Origin of the sequence: Paraburkholderia polaris, from assembly GCF_012927345.1 — a bacterium.
GTDB lineage: Bacteria > Pseudomonadota > Gammaproteobacteria > Burkholderiales > Burkholderiaceae > Paraburkholderia > Paraburkholderia polaris.
Map to the genome: position 1 here is coordinate 119,892 of NZ_JABBGJ010000015.1, position 18,709 is coordinate 138,600.

Below are 18,709 nucleotides of genomic sequence, written 5' to 3' on the forward strand. Positions count from 1 at the left end.
CATGTCGACCATGCGGATCTGGCAAGCGCACTCCTGACGGGATTTCCCATGTTCAATCACACGCCGCTTGCGACTGCGTTAGCGCTAGCTTTTGCCGTTCCGTTCGCCACGCCCGCGGTCGCGCAGACCGCGCCGCAAACCGCATCGCAGCCGTCGGCTCAAAACGCATCGGCGAGCGCAGCAGGCGATAACGGAACCTTGCCGACCATCGGCGTCGCGGCGCAAGCCGAACAACAGGACTTCCAGGCAGAACGCTCGAACGTCGGTGCGAAGACGCCCACCGCGTTGCGCGACATTCCGCAAACGGTCACCGTCATCAACAAGGCGGTGCTCGCCTCCCAAGGCGCCACGTCGTTCCAGGACGCGCTGCGCAATGCGCCGGGCGTGACGATCGGCGGGGCCGAAGGCGGTCAGATCGGCAACAACATCAACTTGCGCGGCTTCACCGCGCAGAACGACATCTATCTGGATGGGTTCCGCGATCGCAACCAGTACTATCGCGACACTTTCGACCTCGAAGAACTCGAGGTGCTGTACGGTCCGTCGTCGATGTTGTTCGGCCGCGGTTCGACGGGCGGCGTGATCAACCAGGTCAGCAAGAGGGCGAACCTGACCGACTCGGCGGAAGTCACGGGCATGATCGGCACCGACGATCGCTATCGCAGCACCGTCGACGTCAACCACAAGCTGACTGACACCTCGGCGATCCGCCTGAATGCGTTCGGCCAAAGCCTCGGTTCGACACGCGACGAGATGAAGAACAAGGACTACGGTATCGCACCGGAAGTGCGTTTCGGCATCGGCACACCAACCGAAGTAACGATCTCCGCGCTGATCCAGCACAACTACGACATGCCCGACTATGGCGTGCAGGCGTTGAATGGGCATCCTTCGCCTGTGCCGAAAAATACCTTCTACGGCTTGACGACCGACCGCACGATTCAGGATGTCCAGACCTTTACGGCCGGCATCAAGCACAAGTTCTCCGACAGTCTCACACTGAGCAACCAGACGCAGTTCTCGCATTCGCTAACCGACGCGCGCGAAACCGCGCCGCAGGCCGTGTTGACGGGGCCGCTCACCACCAGCACGGCGCTGACCAACGGTAATTTCACGACCTTGTCGCCGTCGCAACTATTCATCAAGTTGCAGAGCCACGACCGTGTGATCGAAAACCATTCGCTGTACAACGACACGATGGTCGAATACAAGTTCGACACCGGCCCGATCAAGCATGACCTGATCGCCGGCGTCGAACTTGGGCATGACAGTTACTCGAACCAGGCGTACACGCGCAACAACTTGCCGGTCGTTTCGATGGTGAATCCGGCGTATCTGTCGTCGCCCGCTGGCGTGACCACGACGGTCGGCAACTATGCCAATTCCGGGTCGAATGAGATCGCCGGCTACGTCAACGACACCGTGTCGCTCGGTCAACACTGGAAGGTGATCGGCGGTTTGCGTTGGGACCGCTTCCAGGCGCAGATCCACAACACGATCAGCCTGCCGGGTTACGCGACTCAAACCAACTTCTTCACCAGTGTGCGCGCCGGTGTGATCTATCAGCCGACCGACTGGCAGTCGTACTACGTGTCGTATGGCACGTCGTTCGATCCGTCGCTCGAAGCGTTGACGGTCACCAACCTGACGCAGAACCTGGCGCCGGAGTCGACCAAGTCGTACGAAGTGGGCGGCAAGTGGGACCTGCTGGGCGGCAATATCTCGGTGACGTCCGCGTTCTTCCGCGAGGAAATGACCAACGCCCGCACGCAAGTTTCGCCGACCGAATACGAGCTCGACGGCGACATCCGCGTCGACGGATTCCAGGCCGGCGTGACCGGTCACATCACCGACAAGTGGCAGATTTTTGGCGGCTACACGTACATGGACGCCATCATCCTGAAAGCGCTCGATGGAACGCAAGGGCACACGCCGGCCAACACGCCGCGCAACACGCTGACGCTCTGGAGCACATACGCCATCACGCCGCATTGGGAAATCGGCGGTGGCCCGACCTACATGTCGCCGCGCTACGCGTCGAATACGAACTATGTGCAGGTCCCGGGCTACACGCGCTGGGATGCGACCGCCGCCTACCACGCGAAGAAATACGACGTTCGGCTGAATCTGCTGAACCTGACCAACAAGATGTACTACGACGCGCTCATCCAGTCGGACGGCGGCCGTTCCGTGCCGGGCATCGGACGCACGCTGCTGGCGACGTTCGACTACCGGTTCTGAAGCGTGCCTCATTGATACGGTAGGCTTGCCGCTCTCGCAAACGGCAGGCCGACCTAACGAGGCCAAGGAAACTCAAGATGCTGCTGCACATTCCGAATGTACTGAACGCCGAGCAATTGCGCTTTGTGCGCGAGCGGCTCGACAGCGCCGGCGACGCGTGGGTCGACGGCCGCGCGACCGCCGGTTATCAAGGCGCGCCGGTCAAACGCAATCAGCAGATCGCCGAGCATTCACCGCTCGCGCGTGAACTTGGCGATGTGATTCTCGCGTCGATCGAGCGCAACCCGCTGTTCATCAGCGCGGCGTTGCCGAACCAGGTTTATCCGCCGCTCTTCAACCGTTACGAAGGCGGCATGGAATTCGGCAGTCACGTCGACGGTGCGGTGCGGGTGCTGCCCAACGGCGTGAAGCTGCGCACGGACGTGTCGGTGACGCTGTTCATCTCCGAACCCGGCGAATACGACGGCGGCGAACTCGTTGTCGAAGACACCTATGGCGTGCAGCAGGTCAAGCTGCCGGCGGGCGACATGATCGTCTATCCGGCCACCAGCCTGCATCAGGTCACGCCGGTCACGCGCGGTGCGCGCCTCGCCAGCTTCTTCTGGGTGCAAAGCCTCGTGCGCAGCGACACGCAACGCGCGTTGCTATTCGATATGGACACGGCGATTCAACGTCTGAACGCCACGCATGCTGACGACGCTGCGCGCCGTAGCCTGGTCGGCTGCTATCACAACCTGTTGCGTACCTGGAGCGAAACGTGAGCGTACCCGAAGCTATTGAATTCCAACCGGCTGCGGATATCGACGCTGCGGCGAACGAACCGCAGCGGTTCGAGCGCGGCGAACTGAAAACGCGGCAGCAGCGCTCGCGCCGCGCGACGTTCGTCAAATGGCTGCGCAAAGTGCATGGCTGGATCGGTTTGTGGGGCGCGGCGCTGGGTTTGCTGTTCGGCACCACGGGCTTTCTGCTGAACCATCGTGGCGGCCCGCTCAGGGTGTCGACCGGCGAGCCGCAGGTGTCGGTCGTGCAGGTGCCGTTGCCGCAACCGGCGCCTGAGACGCCGCGCGAACTCGGCAAGTGGCTCAAGCAGGAACTGAAACTAGCCGGCAACCCGGGACGCGCGCAGAAAGAGTCCGCGCATCCGGTCGCGTGGGGTGACCGCAGCATGGTCCAGCCCGAGCACTGGCAGCTCAACTTCGCGTCGCCCCATGAAAACACGACCGCTGAGTATTGGGTCGGCAACGGTTACGTGACGGTCAAGCGCAGCGAGAACTCATTTCTCGCGACGCTCACGAATCTGCATAAGGGCGTCGGCTTGAGCATCGGCTGGGTGCTGCTGATCGATACGCTGGCGGGCAGCATCATTCTGCTGTCGCTCACGGGCGTCCTGCTTTGGACGGAGTTGCACAAGCGCAAAACCGTCGGCGTGGTGCTGGTGGTCGGGTCGATCGTCGCTGCTGTGTGCGTGGGGCTGATCTAGCAGACTCCGCTGGTGCGGCGTAGCGGCGGCGAACGGATCGTCGGTGACCTGCTACGACCTTGTGCTGACGCTGGAGCCGCGCAAGGTGTCGTCGCACGCGAACCTGCCGCGCAAGCCTTACGATCCTTCTGATCTGATCGATGCGCTGAAAATGCCGCTCGGGTAGTGGCTCGCATTCGACATCCTGCACGCCCGCCAGCGGGAAAGCGGGCGCTCGCGCTAGAATCTTCGCAGACCGCCAAAACTGTTGGCCCTGCCGGAATTCTGCCGATGACCGCACCCCCCAATCAGGTCGACGCCGCGCTGAAGTCGCGGCGCTCGATCCGTGCCTTTCTGCCCACGCCGGTTGCGCGCGCCGAGATCGAAGCGATTCTCGAAGCCGCCAGCCGCGCGCCGTCGGGCACCAACACTCAGCCGTGGAAGGTGTACGTGGTGACGGGGGAGTCGCTCGCGCGACTGTCGCAGGCTCTGGTCGCTGCCTATAACGACCCCCGGCGCGATGCGCTGTATCAGGAGGAGTATCGCTACTACCCGCATCAATGGGTGTCGCCGTACATCGACCGCCGCCGCAAGATCGGCTGGGATCTGTACGGCCTGCTGGGCATCGAAAAGGGCGACAAGGCGCGCATGCATGAACAGCACGCGCAGAACTACCGGTTTTTCGGCGCGCCGGTCGGCCTGTTCTTTACGATCGAGCGGGTGATGGAGCGCGGCAGCTGGCTCGACTACGGCATGTTCCTGCAAGCGATCATGACGGCGGCGCGCGGGCGCGGCCTCGACACCTGTCCACAGGCCGCCTTTACGCCGTTTCACCGGGTGATTGCCGAGCATCTCGGCCTGTCGACCGAGGAGCAACTGGTGTGCGGCATGTCGCTCGGTTTCGCCGATGAAAGCGCGCTGGTCAATACGCTACGCACGGATCGCGAACCGGTTGAACGGTTCACGCGATTTCTCGATTGACCTCGATTGATCCCGATTGACGGGCATCCTCACTTCCCATCCGACCATTATGCAAACCTCACGCCGCCATTTTCTGATGCTGACTGTGGGCGTGAGCTCATCGCTCATGCTGTCCCGCGTCGCTTTAGCCGACACCGCGAACACACTGAGCGAAGCCGATCCGAAGGCGCAAGCCGTCGGCTATAAAGAGGACGCGTCAAAGGTCGACAAGGCGAAATTCCCTGACTATGCCGCCGGACAAACCTGCGCCAACTGCTCGCTATTCCAGGGTAAATCCACTGACGCGTATGGTGGCTGCACGCTGTTCGGCGACAAGCAGGTCGCCGCGCGCGGCTGGTGCAGTTCGTATTCGAATATGTGACCGCGCACGCGGCTCAGGTGTCGGTATGTGTGACTTAAAAACGCCTTGGCCTTAGTTCAAAGCGCTCAGTACCAGGTCATGCGAATGGCCGATCCATATCGCCGCGTCGCGGTGGTCGCGCAAGGCGTCGCCGGTATTCGGGTGCAGAAAAATATCGAGCGCGCCGTGATTCAGCGTAAGCCAGCCGACGAGTTCGGCGAACTGCTCCTGCGTGAATGCGAGCTGATACGACCACATCGGGTGTGGCCCAACCGGGCGTTCGTGAAAGCGGCCCATTTGCAGTTTGCCGCTCCAGTGCGCTTCGATCTGCTCGCGAAATGTCCACGCGGCGTCGCGGCTGCCTGAATCGAAGTAAACGTGGGCGTGCCAGCTCTCGATGGCTGAGGTGTCGCGAAAGGTCATAAAAGGGTCCGTTGCGGTTCCGTCTTTGTCAGACCTTCATTCTGCTTGAGTTTCTGCTGACGCGCGCGGCGCAAGGCTCATGTGAAACTGTATTTCTTCTTCGTTGACGATTTCGAAGCCGAGGCGTTGGTACAGGTACCTGGCGGTTATGTTTCGGCCCTCAAATTCTGGCTCACGTCTGAAGAAATCGGCACGCTGCGCCGATTCAGCAAACTGGCCTGCCAATTCCCCTCGTTTCGCGCAATTGCATTCGCGTGTGCTCACATAAACTGTTTTCCATGGAGCGACAAGTCACCGAGCCCATCGACGCGGTCTTCCCCCGCGTTGTTTTGAACCGTACCGTTGATGGCAGTTTGCCGCGGTTGTCTAACGCGGCAGGGCAGTAAAGCTGTAGGAAGTCGAAGCAATGCAAGCAGCGCGATCGAAGCAATAATGCGCGCGAATCAGCAGGGGGTTGCAGCAAGGTGATGTTGATGGCGAGGGACCGTGCTGTAACGCAGTAGCAGTTCAAGTAGCAACAGCTTTTGCTAGTTTGTGGTGGTTATAGGTCGGCACGCATCCACGCGCCTGTACGACTCTTCCATCCTGTCCGGCCCTGTTCCCTCGCGGGAACAGGGTTTTTTTCGTCGGTGCGACAAATGCGACTTGTATTTAGCCGGTCCGAACCAATATGGCAGCGTTGCATTTCAGGATCGCCGCAGGGGAACGTCTGCTCGCGCGCGGCGACATGTCACGCGCATTCGAGACTTTGAGTTGTTTAAGTCTGTCTTAATAGTTGCTTGCCATGATGGCTACACAGACTCACATTAGGGGCCTGTCAGGCCGCCGGCGCATCGGCGGTGTTTGCCACCGGAGAGCACAACATTCGGTGGTAAAGCCTAGAGTTAGCGAAGGAGGTTGAATCGATATGTCCAGTAAATCGCGAGTCCGCAAGCACACCCGGCCGGCCATGTCCCCGCTGTTGCGCGCGCTGACCTATAGCCGCACCGCCCACGAGCCGGTCACCGGGGCAATGCTCCTGCAGTGCTACACCGCCCTCGATGCGTTCCAGCGCGGCCGAGGCTCGCGCGATTTGCACATGACCTTGAGCCGGCATTTGCTGGTGTCGCAAGAGTTGGCGCGCCTTGGTCTTGGAGAGGACGTTCTTGCCGATATCGAAAGCGCACATGCGGCGATGGTGCAGCTTGACGCGCGTGACCATCAAGACGGTGCATGGATTCTCGAAGACGGCGAATACGCCCGTCTTTGCACGGCGCTGGCGATTCTGGACGGACAGTTGTCCGCCGCGTCGTTGAGCGAGATCGCGAACGCGGAAGCGAAGATGATCGAGGGGCTGATGAGATCGGCTCGCACGCAGGCGATTGTCGAAGCGACGGTCTAAGCCGCGTCGCACTCTGCTGCGACTAACGCACAAACAGTGAACGCCCCCCATGGGGCGTTTTTTACTTCAGCGCAAATCCTGTTGTTAGCAAATCCGACGCAACCGGCTAAAACACCGCGGCTATGATCTCCGTCATGAAATTTCTGCGGACTTCGCTCCTCCTGTTGCTTTGTGCTGCGCTGACCATCGTGAAGCCGGGAAAAGCGGCGTGATGCGTTGTTGATGCAAACTCGCGGGCTTGTTACTTGGGCCCGAGAGTTTTTCACAAAGCAGGACAGGCCTTCGAAGATACGCGCGAAATCTCGTAGTCAACCTCGCAGCGCGCTGAAGATAAATGCCGCGCCCCGGCTGTCGCTCAGTTCTGGAAGTAATTCAAGCCGAGCGCACCTTTCACCTCTGACACCGTCGCACCCGCCACTTCCCGCGCGCGCATGGTCCCGCGACGCAGGACATTCAGCACCTCCGCACGGTCAGTTGCGAACTCGCGGCGGCGCTCCCGAATGGGTGCGAGCATTGACTGCAGGCGCTCGTTGAGCGTGCGCTTGACCACGCTGTCGCCAAGACCGCCACGGCGATAGTGCGCTTTGAGTTCGTCAACCATGGGTACGTCCGGCTCGAACGCGTCGAGGAACGCGAACACAACGTTGCCTTCGACCTGGCCCGGGTCGTTGACGCGCAGATGGTTAGGGTCGGTGTACATGTTGTTCACGGCCTTGGTGATTTCGTCCGGACTCGCGCCCAGCGTAATAGCGTTACCCAGTGACTTGCTCATCTTGGCTTTGCCATCGACGCCCGGCAGCCGGGCCACGTGCGAGAGGACTGCTTCGCATTCGACCAGCACCTGCTTATCGACCGTGTTGTTGAAACGGCGCACCAGTTCATTGGTTTGTTCAATCATCGGCAACTGGTCGTCACCGACGGGCACGCGCGTCGCCTTGAACGCAGTAATGTCGGCGGCCTGGCTGACCGGATACGTCAGGAAGCCGGCGGGAATATCCCGCTCGAAACCGCGGAGCACGATTTCCGCCTTGATGGTCGGGTTGCGTTCGAGGCGCGCAACCGTCACAAGGTTGAGCAGATACTGGGACAGTTCCGCCAACTCCGGCACCTGCGACTGGATAAAGATGGTCGACTTCGCCGGGTCGATGCCGACCGCAAGATAGTCGAGCGCCACCTCGATGACGTTTTCAGTGACTTTCTGGTGCCGGCCGACGTTGTCGGTCATGGCTTGCGCATCGGCAAGCAGCAGGAATTGCTGTGCTTCGTGCTGGAGTTGCACGCGCGAGCGCAGCGAGCCAATGTAGTGGCCCAGGTGAAGCGGACCGGTGGTGCGGTCGCCGGTGAGGATGACAGGTTGCTTTTCAGATTCGGTTGCGTGCGACATGGTCAAATATCCGTGTTTGCAACACCACCAGTCATCAGCAAGCAGAAACAAAAATGCCGCCAGGACTGGCGGCATCACGTTTTCGATGTACGAAGAGAATCGGGCCGCCTAGGTCAGGCGTGCCACCAACGATGCAGATTCAGCGAGGTCGGGTTCGTATTCATGGCGCGAGTATAACGCAGCATCCGGGCTTGCCGCCAACGGCGCGCGTGTCGGAAAACTGGCCGGCGTCTGCTCACCGACCTTATTTCGGAGCGGTTAGCGGACGGTCATTGGATTGCGCAAATAACTGTATGGATGTACAGTGTCTCGAGCAGTGTTTCCCGGGTCGGAGGGATGTATCCTGTCGCGACAGATTGAAGCGGATCACCAAGGAGAAACGATAGTGAAACGGGTTGGATGCGGGTTGCTTTTCCTGGTATGCACGTCGTCCGCATTCGCAGGCGAGCGCTACATAGAAATCTGGAATCCCCCCGAAGCTCGGGGCGGATTGCATAGAGGAACAGGTGCTCCGAACTCGCCAAAACGTCGTCAGCATGTGCCCCATCTGGTAAAGACACGGGCACATCGCGTTCCCGCCGTAGTCACGAAGACGGACGCAAAGCAACCGTCGTCTGGCGAAGCAACGAGAACGTTCGCTCCTGATGTATTTAGTATCCCGCGGCAGATAACGCCAGAGGGGAATATCCTTCGCGTCGATGCTCGCAATGCCCCTGTCGAGGTCTCACGCTGATGGAAGCTGAGCGCTACAAGGGGTATTCAATATGGGGCCACGCCATACTCCAGCAAGAAGATATCCTCCAACTGGAGCGATATGCGGCAAGCGGCACTATCACCCGAAACAACACCTTTATTGAAGCATCGGGAGTCCTTGGTCATTTCGATACCGAAGACGAAGCGCAACAAGCTGGGCTTTCCTGGGCGCGAGCCTGGATAGATAACCACGGGGAGTGAGCAGCAGCCTCGCGTGTTGGCCGAAGGCGCCGCTGGTCGCCATCGGCCGAGGCATTTTTGCGCTGAGCACGCCCTTCTATTCTTGACGCCTGGTCACGAAAGACCTACGCCCCGAAAAAACGCCCCTTGCGGGGCGTCTGGTAAGTCGAGAATCTTTCGTTTCTTGTTTACCCTGTTCTAGTCGTTGTACTCCGTCACATCGTAGTACGTGGTTCCATTCTGCCCGCCACCCAACTGCACGAGCCGCGAACCACCGGACGTCAACGCCGGGAACGGGCAATTCGTGCAAGTTTGCACGCCCGATGCATTGGTCCCCGCATAGGCCGTGGTTTGATACTGACCGACCGTGGTGTTGTTCGGCGCGCCGGTCGAGAAGCCGTAGATGGCAGTCGTCGAGCCGGAGACCGTTCCAGGGTAAGCCTGGATCTGCACAGACGTCACCGGATAGGTGGGATTCGGTCCAGTCACGACGCTCGACCACGTCACGCTCATCGCGTACTGTTGGCCGGCCAGCGAGCCGCCCGGCGTCAGGAACTGGGTCGCGAAGTCTGCCAGCAGCGTCGGCCACGCGACCGTGCCGCCCGCCGCCGCGTTCAACGGACTACCCGGATTGATGATCGACGACTGGCCGAGTTGCGCGCCGTTCTTGTCGTAGAAGGTAACGGTGTAGGTCGCGTAGAGCGGCACGGTGCTCGCGTCGATCGATTGCGCCGAGTAGTAGCCGCTCGAGGCCGCCGGCGCGAAGTTCGCGGTCGACGACAGCGACTGCCATGACCAACGATACAGCTCCGTATTGCTGTTGGTCGTCGCCGGTGAAACCGGCGCCACGCTCAACGGCAGATCCGACAGACCCAGCGAGTTGCTGCCGAGCGCATTGCGCTGCGTCAGCCAGACCGGCGCGGCGAGGCCCGGTCCCGTGACGGAAGCCGAATAAACCGTCGGATTCGAAGCGGTCGGAATCGCAATCTTGAGACCCGACTCGTAACGGTTCACGTCGTTCAGCTTCGAATCGAGGAAGGTGCGGCGCTGGATTTGCGACATGATCGAAACCGCAAATTGCGACTGATTGCCGATCAGATCCCAACCGAGCTGCGTGCCGTTGGCGAGCGTAACGGGTGTGGGAAGTTGTTGCGCGATGGTGTAGAGCACGCCGCCTGTAGCGCCGCTCGCCAGTGTGACCGGCAACTGCACGAGCGCAAGCTGCTTGCCGTTGCGCGTGAAGAAGGCGAGCGTTTTCGGTGAACCGAACACGGCGCCACTGAGGATCGCATCGGTCAGACCATGGCCTACGGCCAGATCGGTCGAACCGTTTTCGAGGAACGCGGCGTCGATTGCCGGCGAGCATGACGTGTTGAGCGTGCCGTTCGCCGCGCAGGCAGTCAGCAGCGACGCCAGCGGCTCCAGATAGTTCGCCGCGGCGGCCGGCGCTGCCAGCGTGATCGACTGGGCGGTCTGGTTGTTCAGCGCGACGGTCGTGCCCGGCGCCGCGTTCGACACCAGCAACGAGCCGCCGTTAGCCGCAGACACCAGCGACACCGTGTCGATCACCGCATCGGCGCCGGTGTGGTTCGGCGTAAAGGCCACGCCGATGGGATCGAAGCCCGCCACCTGGATACCGTTCTGCGTGAGGATCTTCGCCAGGATCGTGTCGAGCGTGATGGTGGCGATTTGCACGGACGGCAGCGTCACCTTGGCCAGCGCCGTGGTAGACGCGAGGTCGATCGGGTTACCCGAGGCCGTCAGCATGGCGGCAATCGCGGTGGTCAGCGTGGTGACGTTGGCAACAGCCGGCGCCGTGCCGCTCGGCAGTTTGGCGAGCACGGAGACGAGTGGCGCGGAGACACCGGTGGGATCCGTGGCGACGATCAGGAACGGCGCGGTCATGCCTTTCACCGAGATCGTGTATGCGCCCTGGGTGTTGGCGGTTGCCGTGGCCTGAGCGCCGGTCGCATCGGTCAGCGTGACGGTGGCGCCCACCACGGCGGTGCCGGTGGCGACCGTGCCGTTCACCGAGGTGGCCGTGACCGTCGGCGTGCTCGATGACGACGAACTGGAACCGCCGCCGCCGCAACCGCTCAACTGGATCAAGGCAAAAGCCGTAGCGGCCGCGACGCCGCTACGCACTAACGATCGATGCATGAATTTCCCCGATGCTCTGTTTATGTGATTCGTTTGTTATGCCGGCAGACTATGCCGATAACTTTGGCTATAGTTTGTCGCGCAGTATCGCCGGATTGAACGCGGATTATCTACTGCGATTAATCGATAAACGGCAAATTCATGACGGCTTTAGCGCGTTCGCAGAATACTTCAAAGCGGCACTCTTGTGTCGCGCGCCGGGAAGCCGTTCACGGTTTCATTTACTTACCCAACTCGTGTCCGATAACCCCGCCGACTACCGCGCCGCCGACCGTGCCTGCAGTGCTGTGATCGGTCGCCTCGTTACCGACAACGCCGCCCGCCGCCGCGCCGCCAAGGGTGCAGCCGGTCGAGAACGTCAGCAGCGCCAAAACCATTGCAATCGTGCCCAGGCCAGATAGATTCCGCATGATGTCACCTCGGATGTGTGTCGATACAACCAAATCAGCAATTCACATGCCGCGTCCGTATTACGAGTGTCCGTAGGGCCTGCGGCGTGCCGGTGCCTGGGCGGTGAAACGGGTTTGCTGGAGTCATCCGCGCTTGCTAGACTGCCTTTCGCAACCCAACTGTAAGCGCGATTTTGCTGTCGTACGCCGGCCTGGCGTTCACGTCCACGGCGCGATCAATCGGAGACGCTATGTCTTACATGCTGCTTATCGTCGAACCCCCGGATCAACGCATCGAACGCGGCGAGCAGGCGGGGCGCGAAGTCTATGACCAGATGGTGCGTTTCGCCGCCGACCTCAAAGAGCGCGGCAAGCTTCTCGCAGTCGAATCGCTGACCTCCTCCAGTGACGCCGTGCGCGTGCAGGTGCGCGACGGCCAGCCAAAACTGCTCGACGGCCCGTTCGCCGAAGCCAAGGAAATGATCGGCGGCTTCTTCCTGCTCGATTGTGAAAGCCGTGAGGAAGCGGTGGCGATCGCGCAAGCCTGCCCGGCGGCCTCGTGGTGCACTGTCGAAGTCCGCAAACTCGGACCTTGTTTCCTGTAACGGGTTCGGCCATTCGCGGCTATTTTCCTGGTGTTTTCCCTGGGCCGGCGACAACTATGTCGATCCGGTCGCGCATCGCTCGTCGTGTGAGTAAGGAGCCAGCAAACAGATAGCGGCTCTCCACTTACCACTCGCCACCCAAGGAGCGACTGCGATGCGATTCATGATCATAGTAAAGGCCACGGCCGTCAGCGAAGCTGGCGCCCCACCGGACGATGCCCTGATGGCCGTCATGGGCACATACCATGAAGAACTGGCCAAGGCCGGTGTGCTGCTCGACGCAACCGGCCTGCAACCAAGTTCGAAAGGCTGGCGCATCCACTACAGCGCGGGCAAGCGCACGGTCATCGACGGTCCGTTCGCGGAAACCAAGGAACTGATCGCCGGCTACACGCTGATTCAGGTTCGCTCCCGCGAAGAAGCCATGGAATGGGCGCGGCGGTTTCCGGCGCCGTTCGGCGAGCAGGCTGAAGGCGAAATCGAAGTGCGGCAACTGTATGAACTCGAGGACTTCGAGCCGAGCCCAGAAGTGGAGCGCTTCCGAAAACTGGACGCGGCCAAACATTGATTCCGACGGATTCCATCATGCATAAGCAGATCTACGTCAATCTCGCTGTCGACGACCTCGAACGGTCGAAGGCTTTCTTCAGCGCGATCGGTTTCAGCTTCGAGGCGCAGTTCACCAACGAGCAGGCCGCGTGTCTGATCCTCGGCGAGAACCTCTACGCGATGCTGCTGGTCAAGGACCTGTTCAAGTCCTTTACGCGCAAGTCGCTTTGCAATCCGAAGGAAAGCACTGAAGCGTTGTTGGGCCTGTCATGCGAGAGCCGGGGCGAGGTGGATGCGCTGGTCGCGAAGGCGCTCGCCGCCGGCGGCGCGGTGCCGCGCGCGCCGCAGGACTACGGCTTCATGTACGGGCACGGCTTCGAAGATATCGACGGACACATCTGGGAGCTGATCTACATGGACCCGAACGCCAGGGCAACGGGCTGATCCCGTGACAACACCGGCCACCCATCGTGCCATCGAGGCAGTCTGGCGGATCGAATCCGCCAAGGTCATCGCCCACGTCGCGCGGATCGTACGCGACGTGGGACTTGCTGAAGAGCTGGCGCAGGACGCGCTGGTGGCGGCGCTCGAGCATTGGCCTGAGGCGGGCGTGCCCGACAATCCGGGAGCGTGGCTGATGGCGACCGCGAAGAACCGCGCCCTCGACCGCTTGCGCCAGGAAGCGCTGCACGCCCGCAAGCGTGAGGAGTTGGGCCACGATCTCGACGCATTGGAGGCGCACCTCGTGCCGGATTTCGTCGATACCCTCGATGCCGCACGCGCCGACGATATCGGCGACGACCTGCTGCGGCTGGTGTTCACGGCGTGCCACCCGGTGTTGTCTACCGACGCACGCGTCGCGCTGACGCTGCGCCTGCTCGGCGGCCTCACCACGGACGAAATCGCACGCGCGTTCCTCGTGCCCGAGCCGACCATCGCGCAGCGCATCGTGCGGGCCAAGCGCACGCTGTCGGCGGCCAAGGTGCCGTTCGACGTGCCGCAAGCGGATGCGCGTGCACCGCGGCTCGCCTCAGTACTGCAGGTGATCTATCTGATTTTCAACGAAGGTTATTCGGCCACCGCCGGCGACGACTGGATGCGCCCGGCGTTGTGCGAGGAAGCGCTGCGCCTGGGGCGTGTGCTCAGCGGGCTTGTGCCGGACGAAAGCGAAGTGCATGGTCTCGTCGCGTTGATGGAAATCCAGGCGTCACGCACACACGCGCGTACCGATGCCGAGGGCAGGCCGGTGCTGCTGCTCGATCAGGACCGCAGCCGCTGGGACCCGCTGCTGATCCGTCGCGGGTTGGCCGCGCTCGCCACCTCGCACGCGTTGGGCGGCGCGAGCGGCCCGTATGCGTTGCAGGCCGCGCTGGCCGCGTGTCATGCGCGCGCCCGCCGCGCCGAAGAGACCGACTGGGCGCAGATCGTCGCGTTGTACGACGCGCTGGCGCAGGTGGCGCCTTCGCCCGTGGTCGAGTTGAACCGGGCGGTAGCAGTCGGCATGGCGTTCGGACCGGCTGCGGGTTTGGAAATCGTCGATGCGCTCGCAGCCGATGCAGCGCTCGCGAACTACCACTGGTTGCCGAGCGTGCGCGGCGATCTGTTGGAGAAACTCGGTCGCGTGGAAGAGGCGCGCGCCGAATTCGAACGCGCCGCCGCGATGACGCGTAATGCGCGCGAGCGCGAGCTGTTGCTCGAGCGTGCCGCGCGTGGCATCGCGCATTGAGTGGTGCTGCGCATCGAGTCTGAGCCGTTTAGCGCCGCATCAGTCGGCGCAGGCCCACAACAGATAGAACTCGCGTGGGCCAAATTCTTGCGGTGGATCGAGCAGCGGCTCGACGTAACGTGTGATGCCTATCCGGTCGAAACCCGCGGCCAGGCAGGCGGCTTCCAGAGCGGCCGCATTGTCGACGGCGAAACCGTATTTGGCGAACGGCATTTCCGCGGCAGCCTCAGGCGTGATGGCCGCGATGACCAACACACCACCCGCGCGCAGCACGCGATGTGTTTCCTTCAAACCCCCGATCAGATCAGGCCAAAAATACGTCGTGTTGATCGTAATGGCTTTGTCGAAGGAACCTGACGGAAATGGCAAAGACATGACGTCGGCGGTTTCGAGCCAGACCTGGCCATCGCGGACGAAGCTTGCGTTGCGACGGCGGGCCTCGGCGATCATGGTCGGCGATAGATCGATGCCGGTGAAGAGGAGTCCCGCGGCTTGATCCAGTACAGACGCGATATGACCACCGTTGCCCAGGCCGATCTCGAGAATCCGCTCATTCGCGCGCAGGTCGAGTAGATCAAAGGCCGCGTCGATGACGGCGAGATTTGAACGCTCCAGCATGTCGCCGACTGCCAGGCCGATCTCGCCAGTCGGGCAGCCGAGTTGCGGAAGCAGAATACTTTCGTCGAGGTTCGCGACCAAGTCGCTTGCAGCGTTGGGAGATGCGTTCACGGTAAGTCCTCCATGACAGGTTGCGCTCAATACGGCAGCGCGGACACGCGATGCAAGATCGCGGCGCCCTTAATTTATGTCATGAAAGTTGGACTACTGAGCATCCAATCCGCGCGTCTTTGACTTATAACAAGGCGGCGCGCGGAGGGTTTTAGGACTTACGTGAGGCGCACGAGAGAGATCTACCAGTATCAACTGGCGCACGCCTAACGCGATGATCAGGCCGCCGCACACGCGATCGATGCACGCCTTGTAGCGCCGGTACGCCGACGCAATCCGCGCACGCGACAACGTGAGCGCGACGAAGCCATACCCGCTGCTCGCCGCGCCGTTCTCGCAATCAAGCTGAAAAGAACGCCATGGCGGCAGTGATCACACCCCCTGCCGCAATACCGAACGACAGATTGCGCAGCCACTTCTTGCGGGTCAGCAACGTGATCGCGCACAGGGCGATCGCCACCTGAATCAAGGTGGTGGCCTGCGCCCAGCGATGATGGCCGTGCAGCAGCGCTTCACTTTTAGCGTCGTTGTCCACGACTTCTTTTTCGATCGCTTCAGCCTTCACGCGGATCGGCTCTTTCTGCTGCTTGTACTTGTCGACGTCGGCGACGAACTTCGCGTGAGCATCGGCATTGCCGAGCGACAGCGCCGCGCCGAGTTCAGCGAGATTCTCTTTCTCGCCTTTGGCCTGGTAGTAGTTCCATTGATTCGACGCTTCGGTCTTTTTGATGGCGGCTTCGTTCTTGTAGTACAGCGCCAGATTTTCGCTGTTGCCGCTCTGGTATGCGCACAGTGCGCCGATCGTCGCGAGGATCGCCGTCATCACGGCCATCCGGCTCGCAAAGGGGTCCTCGTCGTGGTGGCCGGCGTGTTCAACCGCATGGTCGTGCGGACCATGCACTTCATATTCTTCAGACATCCGATTCTCCGAGCGAAGCTTTTCTTGTGATCGCCGGGCGGGGCGCATGGCGGCGGCACATGCGCGGGCGACACTGCAAGCGCTGCGCGCCGGCCCGGCGGCCTCAATCTTAGCGTGAGGCGCCCGGTGATGGAAAAGGTATCGGCGCGAAGAGACGCCAATGAGACGCCAATGAGACGCCAATGAGAGGCGTCAATGAATGCCGATCGCCAGCCACGTTCGCACTAACGGGATCACGTGCTCGCCGGCAAGCATGCCGAGCAGCCCGACTAGCGCGACCGTCGGCGGCGCAGGCGATTTCACCTGCATCACGCTGTAGAGCAAACCGACTACAACGCCGGCCGCGAGCGAGATCAAATACGCTTTCATGTTTGATATACCCATCTGAAATGCGGGCTGCCACGCCCGCCGGTCGCTTCGGCAATTACATCGTGATGACCACCCGGCCGCGCGTGCCGGCAGCCACCGCCGCATAGGCTTCGCGCGCACGTTCGAGCGGGAATTCATGCGCGATGGCCGGCCCTTGCAGCTTGCCGCTTTCGAAGCCTTCCACCAGCGCCGTCATCATCGGCGCAGATTCGGCGACGCCCAGCTTGGCGCTGTCCACGCCGAGCAGTTGCGTTTCGTTGTGATAGAAGTCGATCAGGTCGAATTCCACGCGGCGTTTTCCCGTCGCGCTGATTTCCAGCACCCGGCCGCGGCGTTTGACGAGGCTCAGTGCGATCCCGAACGCCACGCCGCCGACGGTGTCGTACACCACGTCCGCGCCGACGCCGCCTGTCAGGGCCTTTACGCGCTCGGTGACGTTTTCGTCGAACGGAACGTAGTCGTCGATCAGTCGGCCCGCGGGTGTATCGGTGGAAAGCGGCTGGCGGTCGACCCCGATCACGCGAGCGCCCCGCGCTTTTGCAATCTGCACCACCGCGCCGCCGACGCCGCCACCCGCACCGATTACGACGATCGTCTCGCCCGTTTGCAGGTGTGCGTACTCGACCGTGCCGAGCCACGCGACCACGAAGTTCACGCCGATCGCCGAGGCCTCTGCGTGGCTGAGCGTGGTGGGCTTGCGCGACAGACCGGCGAGCGGAATCTTGATGAATTCGGCGTGCGTGCCGTCGCGCGTGAAGCCGATGTCGCCGCCGGTGCCCCAGACTTCAGCGCCGAGCCATGCCTGCGGGCCGTCCACCACGACACCGCTGAAGTCGCGGCCGGGCGTGCGCGGCAGGACGGTGTGTTCGAAATGGCCGGACACGTTCTTGACGTCGCTCGGATTCACCGAGGCCGCCTTGATCTGGACGACGGCGCTGTCCGCGTCGGCTTGGGGCGTCGGCAGATCGGCGTATTCGAGCACCTCGGGGTTGCCAAAAGTCTTGAACTGAATCGCCTTCATTGCGTGTCACTCCTGTCGGGTCTTGCGCTGCGTCGTGCAGCAGATGAGCGTAGTCTAAGTGACCGGCGCGGCGGTGTTGAGACAAAGACTTTCGAATATCGGACAAAACGTGCCGTGGATCAGCTCAGGGCCGTGTTGGGGGCCGTTTACCCGTCAGCGCGAATGGCTCACCTGTCCGCGGACAGCTTGTCTCGTGCCTGCTCCGGCGAAGCTTCGGAGGTCGCCTCGCTGAGCGTGCCGCTCGGATCGAAGCCGGTTGGCGGCGCGCCCAACTCGCGCCGGAACATGTCGCTGAAGCTGCTCGGCTGGAAGCCCAGCGAACGCGCGATGCTGCTGACCGAGCGGCCCTCGGCCAGGCCTGACACGGCCACTGCCAGTTGCACCTGACGCCGCCATTCGGCAAACCCCACTCCCAACTCACGCGTGAACAGGCGTGCCAGCGTCCGCACGCTCGCGCCGACCGAGGCCGCATGCTGTTCGAAGCTGATCGCAATCGATGGGTTGTCGATCACCGCGCGGCACAACGCATCGAGCCGCCGGTCCGAAGCATCGGGCAGCGCGATGCGCAGCGACGAGCGGGGCGCGTGCCCCAACTCCAGCATAGCGAGACGATACGCGGCTTCGAGATAGGTTTCGTCGCGAGCGTGGGTGCGTTCGTGATCCGCAATCGATGTGATGAGTTCGCGCAGCAGGCCGTTGATCTCGAACACGTCGCTGCGCCGGCTCAGATGGCCGACGTTGCGCTCGTGCAGATAGAGATTGCGCATCTCCACGTCGCTCATCATGTGGATGGAGTGCACGGTGCCGGCCGGCAGCCAGACCGCGCGCTGCGGCGGCACCACCAGCGCCTCGCGGCCGACTTCCACCCACATCACGCCCGATACCGCATACAGAACCTGCGCCCACGTATGCGAATGAGGCTCGATGCGCAGCCCACGCGGATAGCGCCGCGCGAGGGAGCGGGCGTCGGCATCGTCGTGAAGTTCGGGTGGGCGGGCTTTGGGCACGGAAGTTCGGTTCGCTGTTCGCGGTCGCGCACGGAGATTGCGGACCCTGCTGGTCCGTGTGCGAAGCATAGCGCGAGGCGTGGGGCGGCGGAT

22 protein-coding genes and 1 pseudogene are annotated in these 18,709 nt (G+C 62.0%); 12 read left to right on the forward strand and 11 right to left on the reverse strand.

The annotated features are described in order from the left end of the window. The first annotated feature begins 48 nt into the window (after positions 1-48). The 6 genes from HHL24_RS15760 (at position 49) to HHL24_RS15780 (ending at position 5,042) form a co-directional block, all read left to right on the forward strand. The gene (locus HHL24_RS15760; RefSeq protein ID WP_169486383.1) at positions 49-2,241 is read left to right on the forward strand and encodes a TonB-dependent receptor; all 2,193 of its coding nucleotides are present in this window, start codon (positions 49-51) and stop codon (positions 2,239-2,241) included. 77 nt (positions 2,242-2,318) lie between these two features. Beyond that, positions 2,319-3,002 (forward strand): Fe2+-dependent dioxygenase, encoded by a 684-nt coding sequence (locus HHL24_RS15765; protein ID WP_169486384.1) that lies wholly within the window; start codon positions 2,319-2,321, stop codon positions 3,000-3,002. Further along, positions 2,999-3,721: a PepSY-associated TM helix domain-containing protein gene (locus HHL24_RS15770; RefSeq protein ID WP_169486385.1), complete on the forward strand. Its 723-nt coding sequence runs from the start codon at positions 2,999-3,001 to the stop codon at positions 3,719-3,721. Before HHL24_RS15765 ends, HHL24_RS15770 begins: the two co-directional genes overlap by 4 nt. 43 nt (positions 3,722-3,764) lie before the next feature. Next, on the forward strand, positions 3,765-3,887 hold the full coding sequence (locus tag HHL24_RS44580; protein ID WP_268966720.1) for a hypothetical protein: 123 nt from the start codon (positions 3,765-3,767) through the stop codon (positions 3,885-3,887). Between the two features lie 104 nt (positions 3,888-3,991). Further along, positions 3,992-4,681: a nitroreductase gene (locus HHL24_RS15775; protein WP_169486386.1), complete on the forward strand. Its 690-nt coding sequence runs from the start codon at positions 3,992-3,994 to the stop codon at positions 4,679-4,681. Between the two features lie 49 nt (positions 4,682-4,730). Then, complete coding sequence (locus tag HHL24_RS15780) at positions 4,731-5,042, forward strand: high-potential iron-sulfur protein (RefSeq protein ID WP_169486387.1); 312 nt, start codon at positions 4,731-4,733, stop codon at positions 5,040-5,042. A gap of 51 nt (positions 5,043-5,093) precedes the next feature. Here the strand turns inward: HHL24_RS15780 and HHL24_RS15785 are convergent, their stop codons facing one another. Together HHL24_RS15785 and HHL24_RS44035 are read right to left on the reverse strand one after the other, a co-directional pair. Continuing rightward, positions 5,094-5,444 (reverse strand): DOPA 4,5-dioxygenase family protein, encoded by a 351-nt coding sequence (locus tag HHL24_RS15785; RefSeq protein WP_169486388.1) that lies wholly within the window; start codon positions 5,442-5,444, stop codon positions 5,094-5,096. 36 nt (positions 5,445-5,480) lie between these two features. After that, positions 5,481-5,669: a hypothetical protein gene (locus HHL24_RS44035; protein ID WP_230417481.1), complete on the reverse strand. Its 189-nt coding sequence runs from the start codon at positions 5,667-5,669 to the stop codon at positions 5,481-5,483. Between the two features lie 682 nt (positions 5,670-6,351). Between HHL24_RS44035 and HHL24_RS15795 the strand changes: the two genes are divergently transcribed. Then, entirely contained in the window at positions 6,352-6,825 is a 474-nt protein-coding gene (locus tag HHL24_RS15795) for a hypothetical protein (RefSeq protein WP_169486389.1), read from the forward strand. A 355-nt stretch (positions 6,826-7,180) separates the two neighbouring features. Here HHL24_RS15795 and trpS read toward each other — a convergent pair whose 3' ends face one another. Continuing rightward, entirely contained in the window at positions 7,181-8,209 is a 1,029-nt protein-coding gene (trpS, locus tag HHL24_RS15800; RefSeq protein ID WP_169486390.1) for a tryptophan--tRNA ligase, read from the reverse strand. A gap of 732 nt (positions 8,210-8,941) precedes the next feature. On the opposite strand from trpS, the gene HHL24_RS15805 reads away from it, so the two are divergent. After that, positions 8,942-9,163: a hypothetical protein gene (locus tag HHL24_RS15805; protein ID WP_169486391.1), complete on the forward strand. Its 222-nt coding sequence runs from the start codon at positions 8,942-8,944 to the stop codon at positions 9,161-9,163. A gap of 177 nt (positions 9,164-9,340) precedes the next feature. On the opposite strand, the gene HHL24_RS15810 is transcribed toward HHL24_RS15805, so the two are convergent. Continuing rightward, positions 9,341-11,302 (reverse strand): hypothetical protein, encoded by a 1,962-nt coding sequence (locus HHL24_RS15810; RefSeq protein ID WP_169486392.1) that lies wholly within the window; start codon positions 11,300-11,302, stop codon positions 9,341-9,343. A 221-nt stretch (positions 11,303-11,523) separates the two neighbouring features. Then, positions 11,524-11,679: a glycine zipper 2TM domain-containing protein gene (locus HHL24_RS15815; protein WP_230417485.1), complete on the reverse strand. Its 156-nt coding sequence runs from the start codon at positions 11,677-11,679 to the stop codon at positions 11,524-11,526. A gap of 263 nt (positions 11,680-11,942) precedes the next feature. Between HHL24_RS15815 and HHL24_RS15820 the strand changes: the two genes are divergently transcribed. From HHL24_RS15820 to HHL24_RS15835, 4 genes are all read left to right on the forward strand, one after another. After that, positions 11,943-12,296 carry a YciI family protein gene (locus tag HHL24_RS15820; protein ID WP_169486394.1) on the forward strand — a complete coding sequence of 118 codons (354 nt, stop codon included), beginning with the start codon at positions 11,943-11,945 and terminating at the stop codon, positions 12,294-12,296. Between the two features lie 154 nt (positions 12,297-12,450). Beyond that, positions 12,451-12,864 carry a YciI family protein gene (locus tag HHL24_RS15825; protein WP_169486395.1) on the forward strand — a complete coding sequence of 138 codons (414 nt, stop codon included), beginning with the start codon at positions 12,451-12,453 and terminating at the stop codon, positions 12,862-12,864. Positions 12,865-12,881: 17 nt separating this feature from the next. Next, positions 12,882-13,289, forward strand: coding sequence for a VOC family protein (locus HHL24_RS44040; protein WP_169486396.1), 408 nt, complete (start codon positions 12,882-12,884; stop codon positions 13,287-13,289). Between the two features lie 4 nt (positions 13,290-13,293). Beyond that, positions 13,294-14,571: an RNA polymerase sigma factor gene (locus HHL24_RS15835; protein ID WP_169486397.1), complete on the forward strand. Its 1,278-nt coding sequence runs from the start codon at positions 13,294-13,296 to the stop codon at positions 14,569-14,571. A 39-nt stretch (positions 14,572-14,610) separates the two neighbouring features. On the opposite strand, the gene HHL24_RS15840 is transcribed toward HHL24_RS15835, so the two are convergent. From HHL24_RS15840 to HHL24_RS15865, 6 genes and pseudogenes are all read right to left on the reverse strand, one after another. Next, on the reverse strand, positions 14,611-15,300 hold the full coding sequence (locus HHL24_RS15840; RefSeq protein ID WP_169486398.1) for a class I SAM-dependent methyltransferase: 690 nt from the start codon (positions 15,298-15,300) through the stop codon (positions 14,611-14,613). A 189-nt stretch (positions 15,301-15,489) separates the two neighbouring features. After that, positions 15,490-15,624 (reverse strand): annotated as a pseudogene (locus tag HHL24_RS44045) (LysE family translocator); the annotation flags it as partial. 16 nt (positions 15,625-15,640) lie between these two features. Then, positions 15,641-16,219, reverse strand: a complete 579-nt coding sequence (locus tag HHL24_RS15850; RefSeq protein ID WP_169486399.1) for a DUF4337 domain-containing protein — start codon at positions 16,217-16,219, stop codon at positions 15,641-15,643. 192 nt (positions 16,220-16,411) lie between these two features. Further along, positions 16,412-16,588, reverse strand: a complete 177-nt coding sequence (locus HHL24_RS15855; RefSeq protein ID WP_169486400.1) for a DUF1427 family protein — start codon at positions 16,586-16,588, stop codon at positions 16,412-16,414. A 55-nt stretch (positions 16,589-16,643) separates the two neighbouring features. Continuing rightward, the gene (locus tag HHL24_RS15860; protein WP_169486401.1) at positions 16,644-17,609 is read right to left on the reverse strand and encodes a quinone oxidoreductase family protein; all 966 of its coding nucleotides are present in this window, start codon (positions 17,607-17,609) and stop codon (positions 16,644-16,646) included. 167 nt (positions 17,610-17,776) lie between these two features. After that, on the reverse strand, positions 17,777-18,616 hold the full coding sequence (locus tag HHL24_RS15865; RefSeq protein ID WP_169486402.1) for an AraC family transcriptional regulator: 840 nt from the start codon (positions 18,614-18,616) through the stop codon (positions 17,777-17,779). Positions 18,617-18,709: the final 93 nt, after the last annotated feature.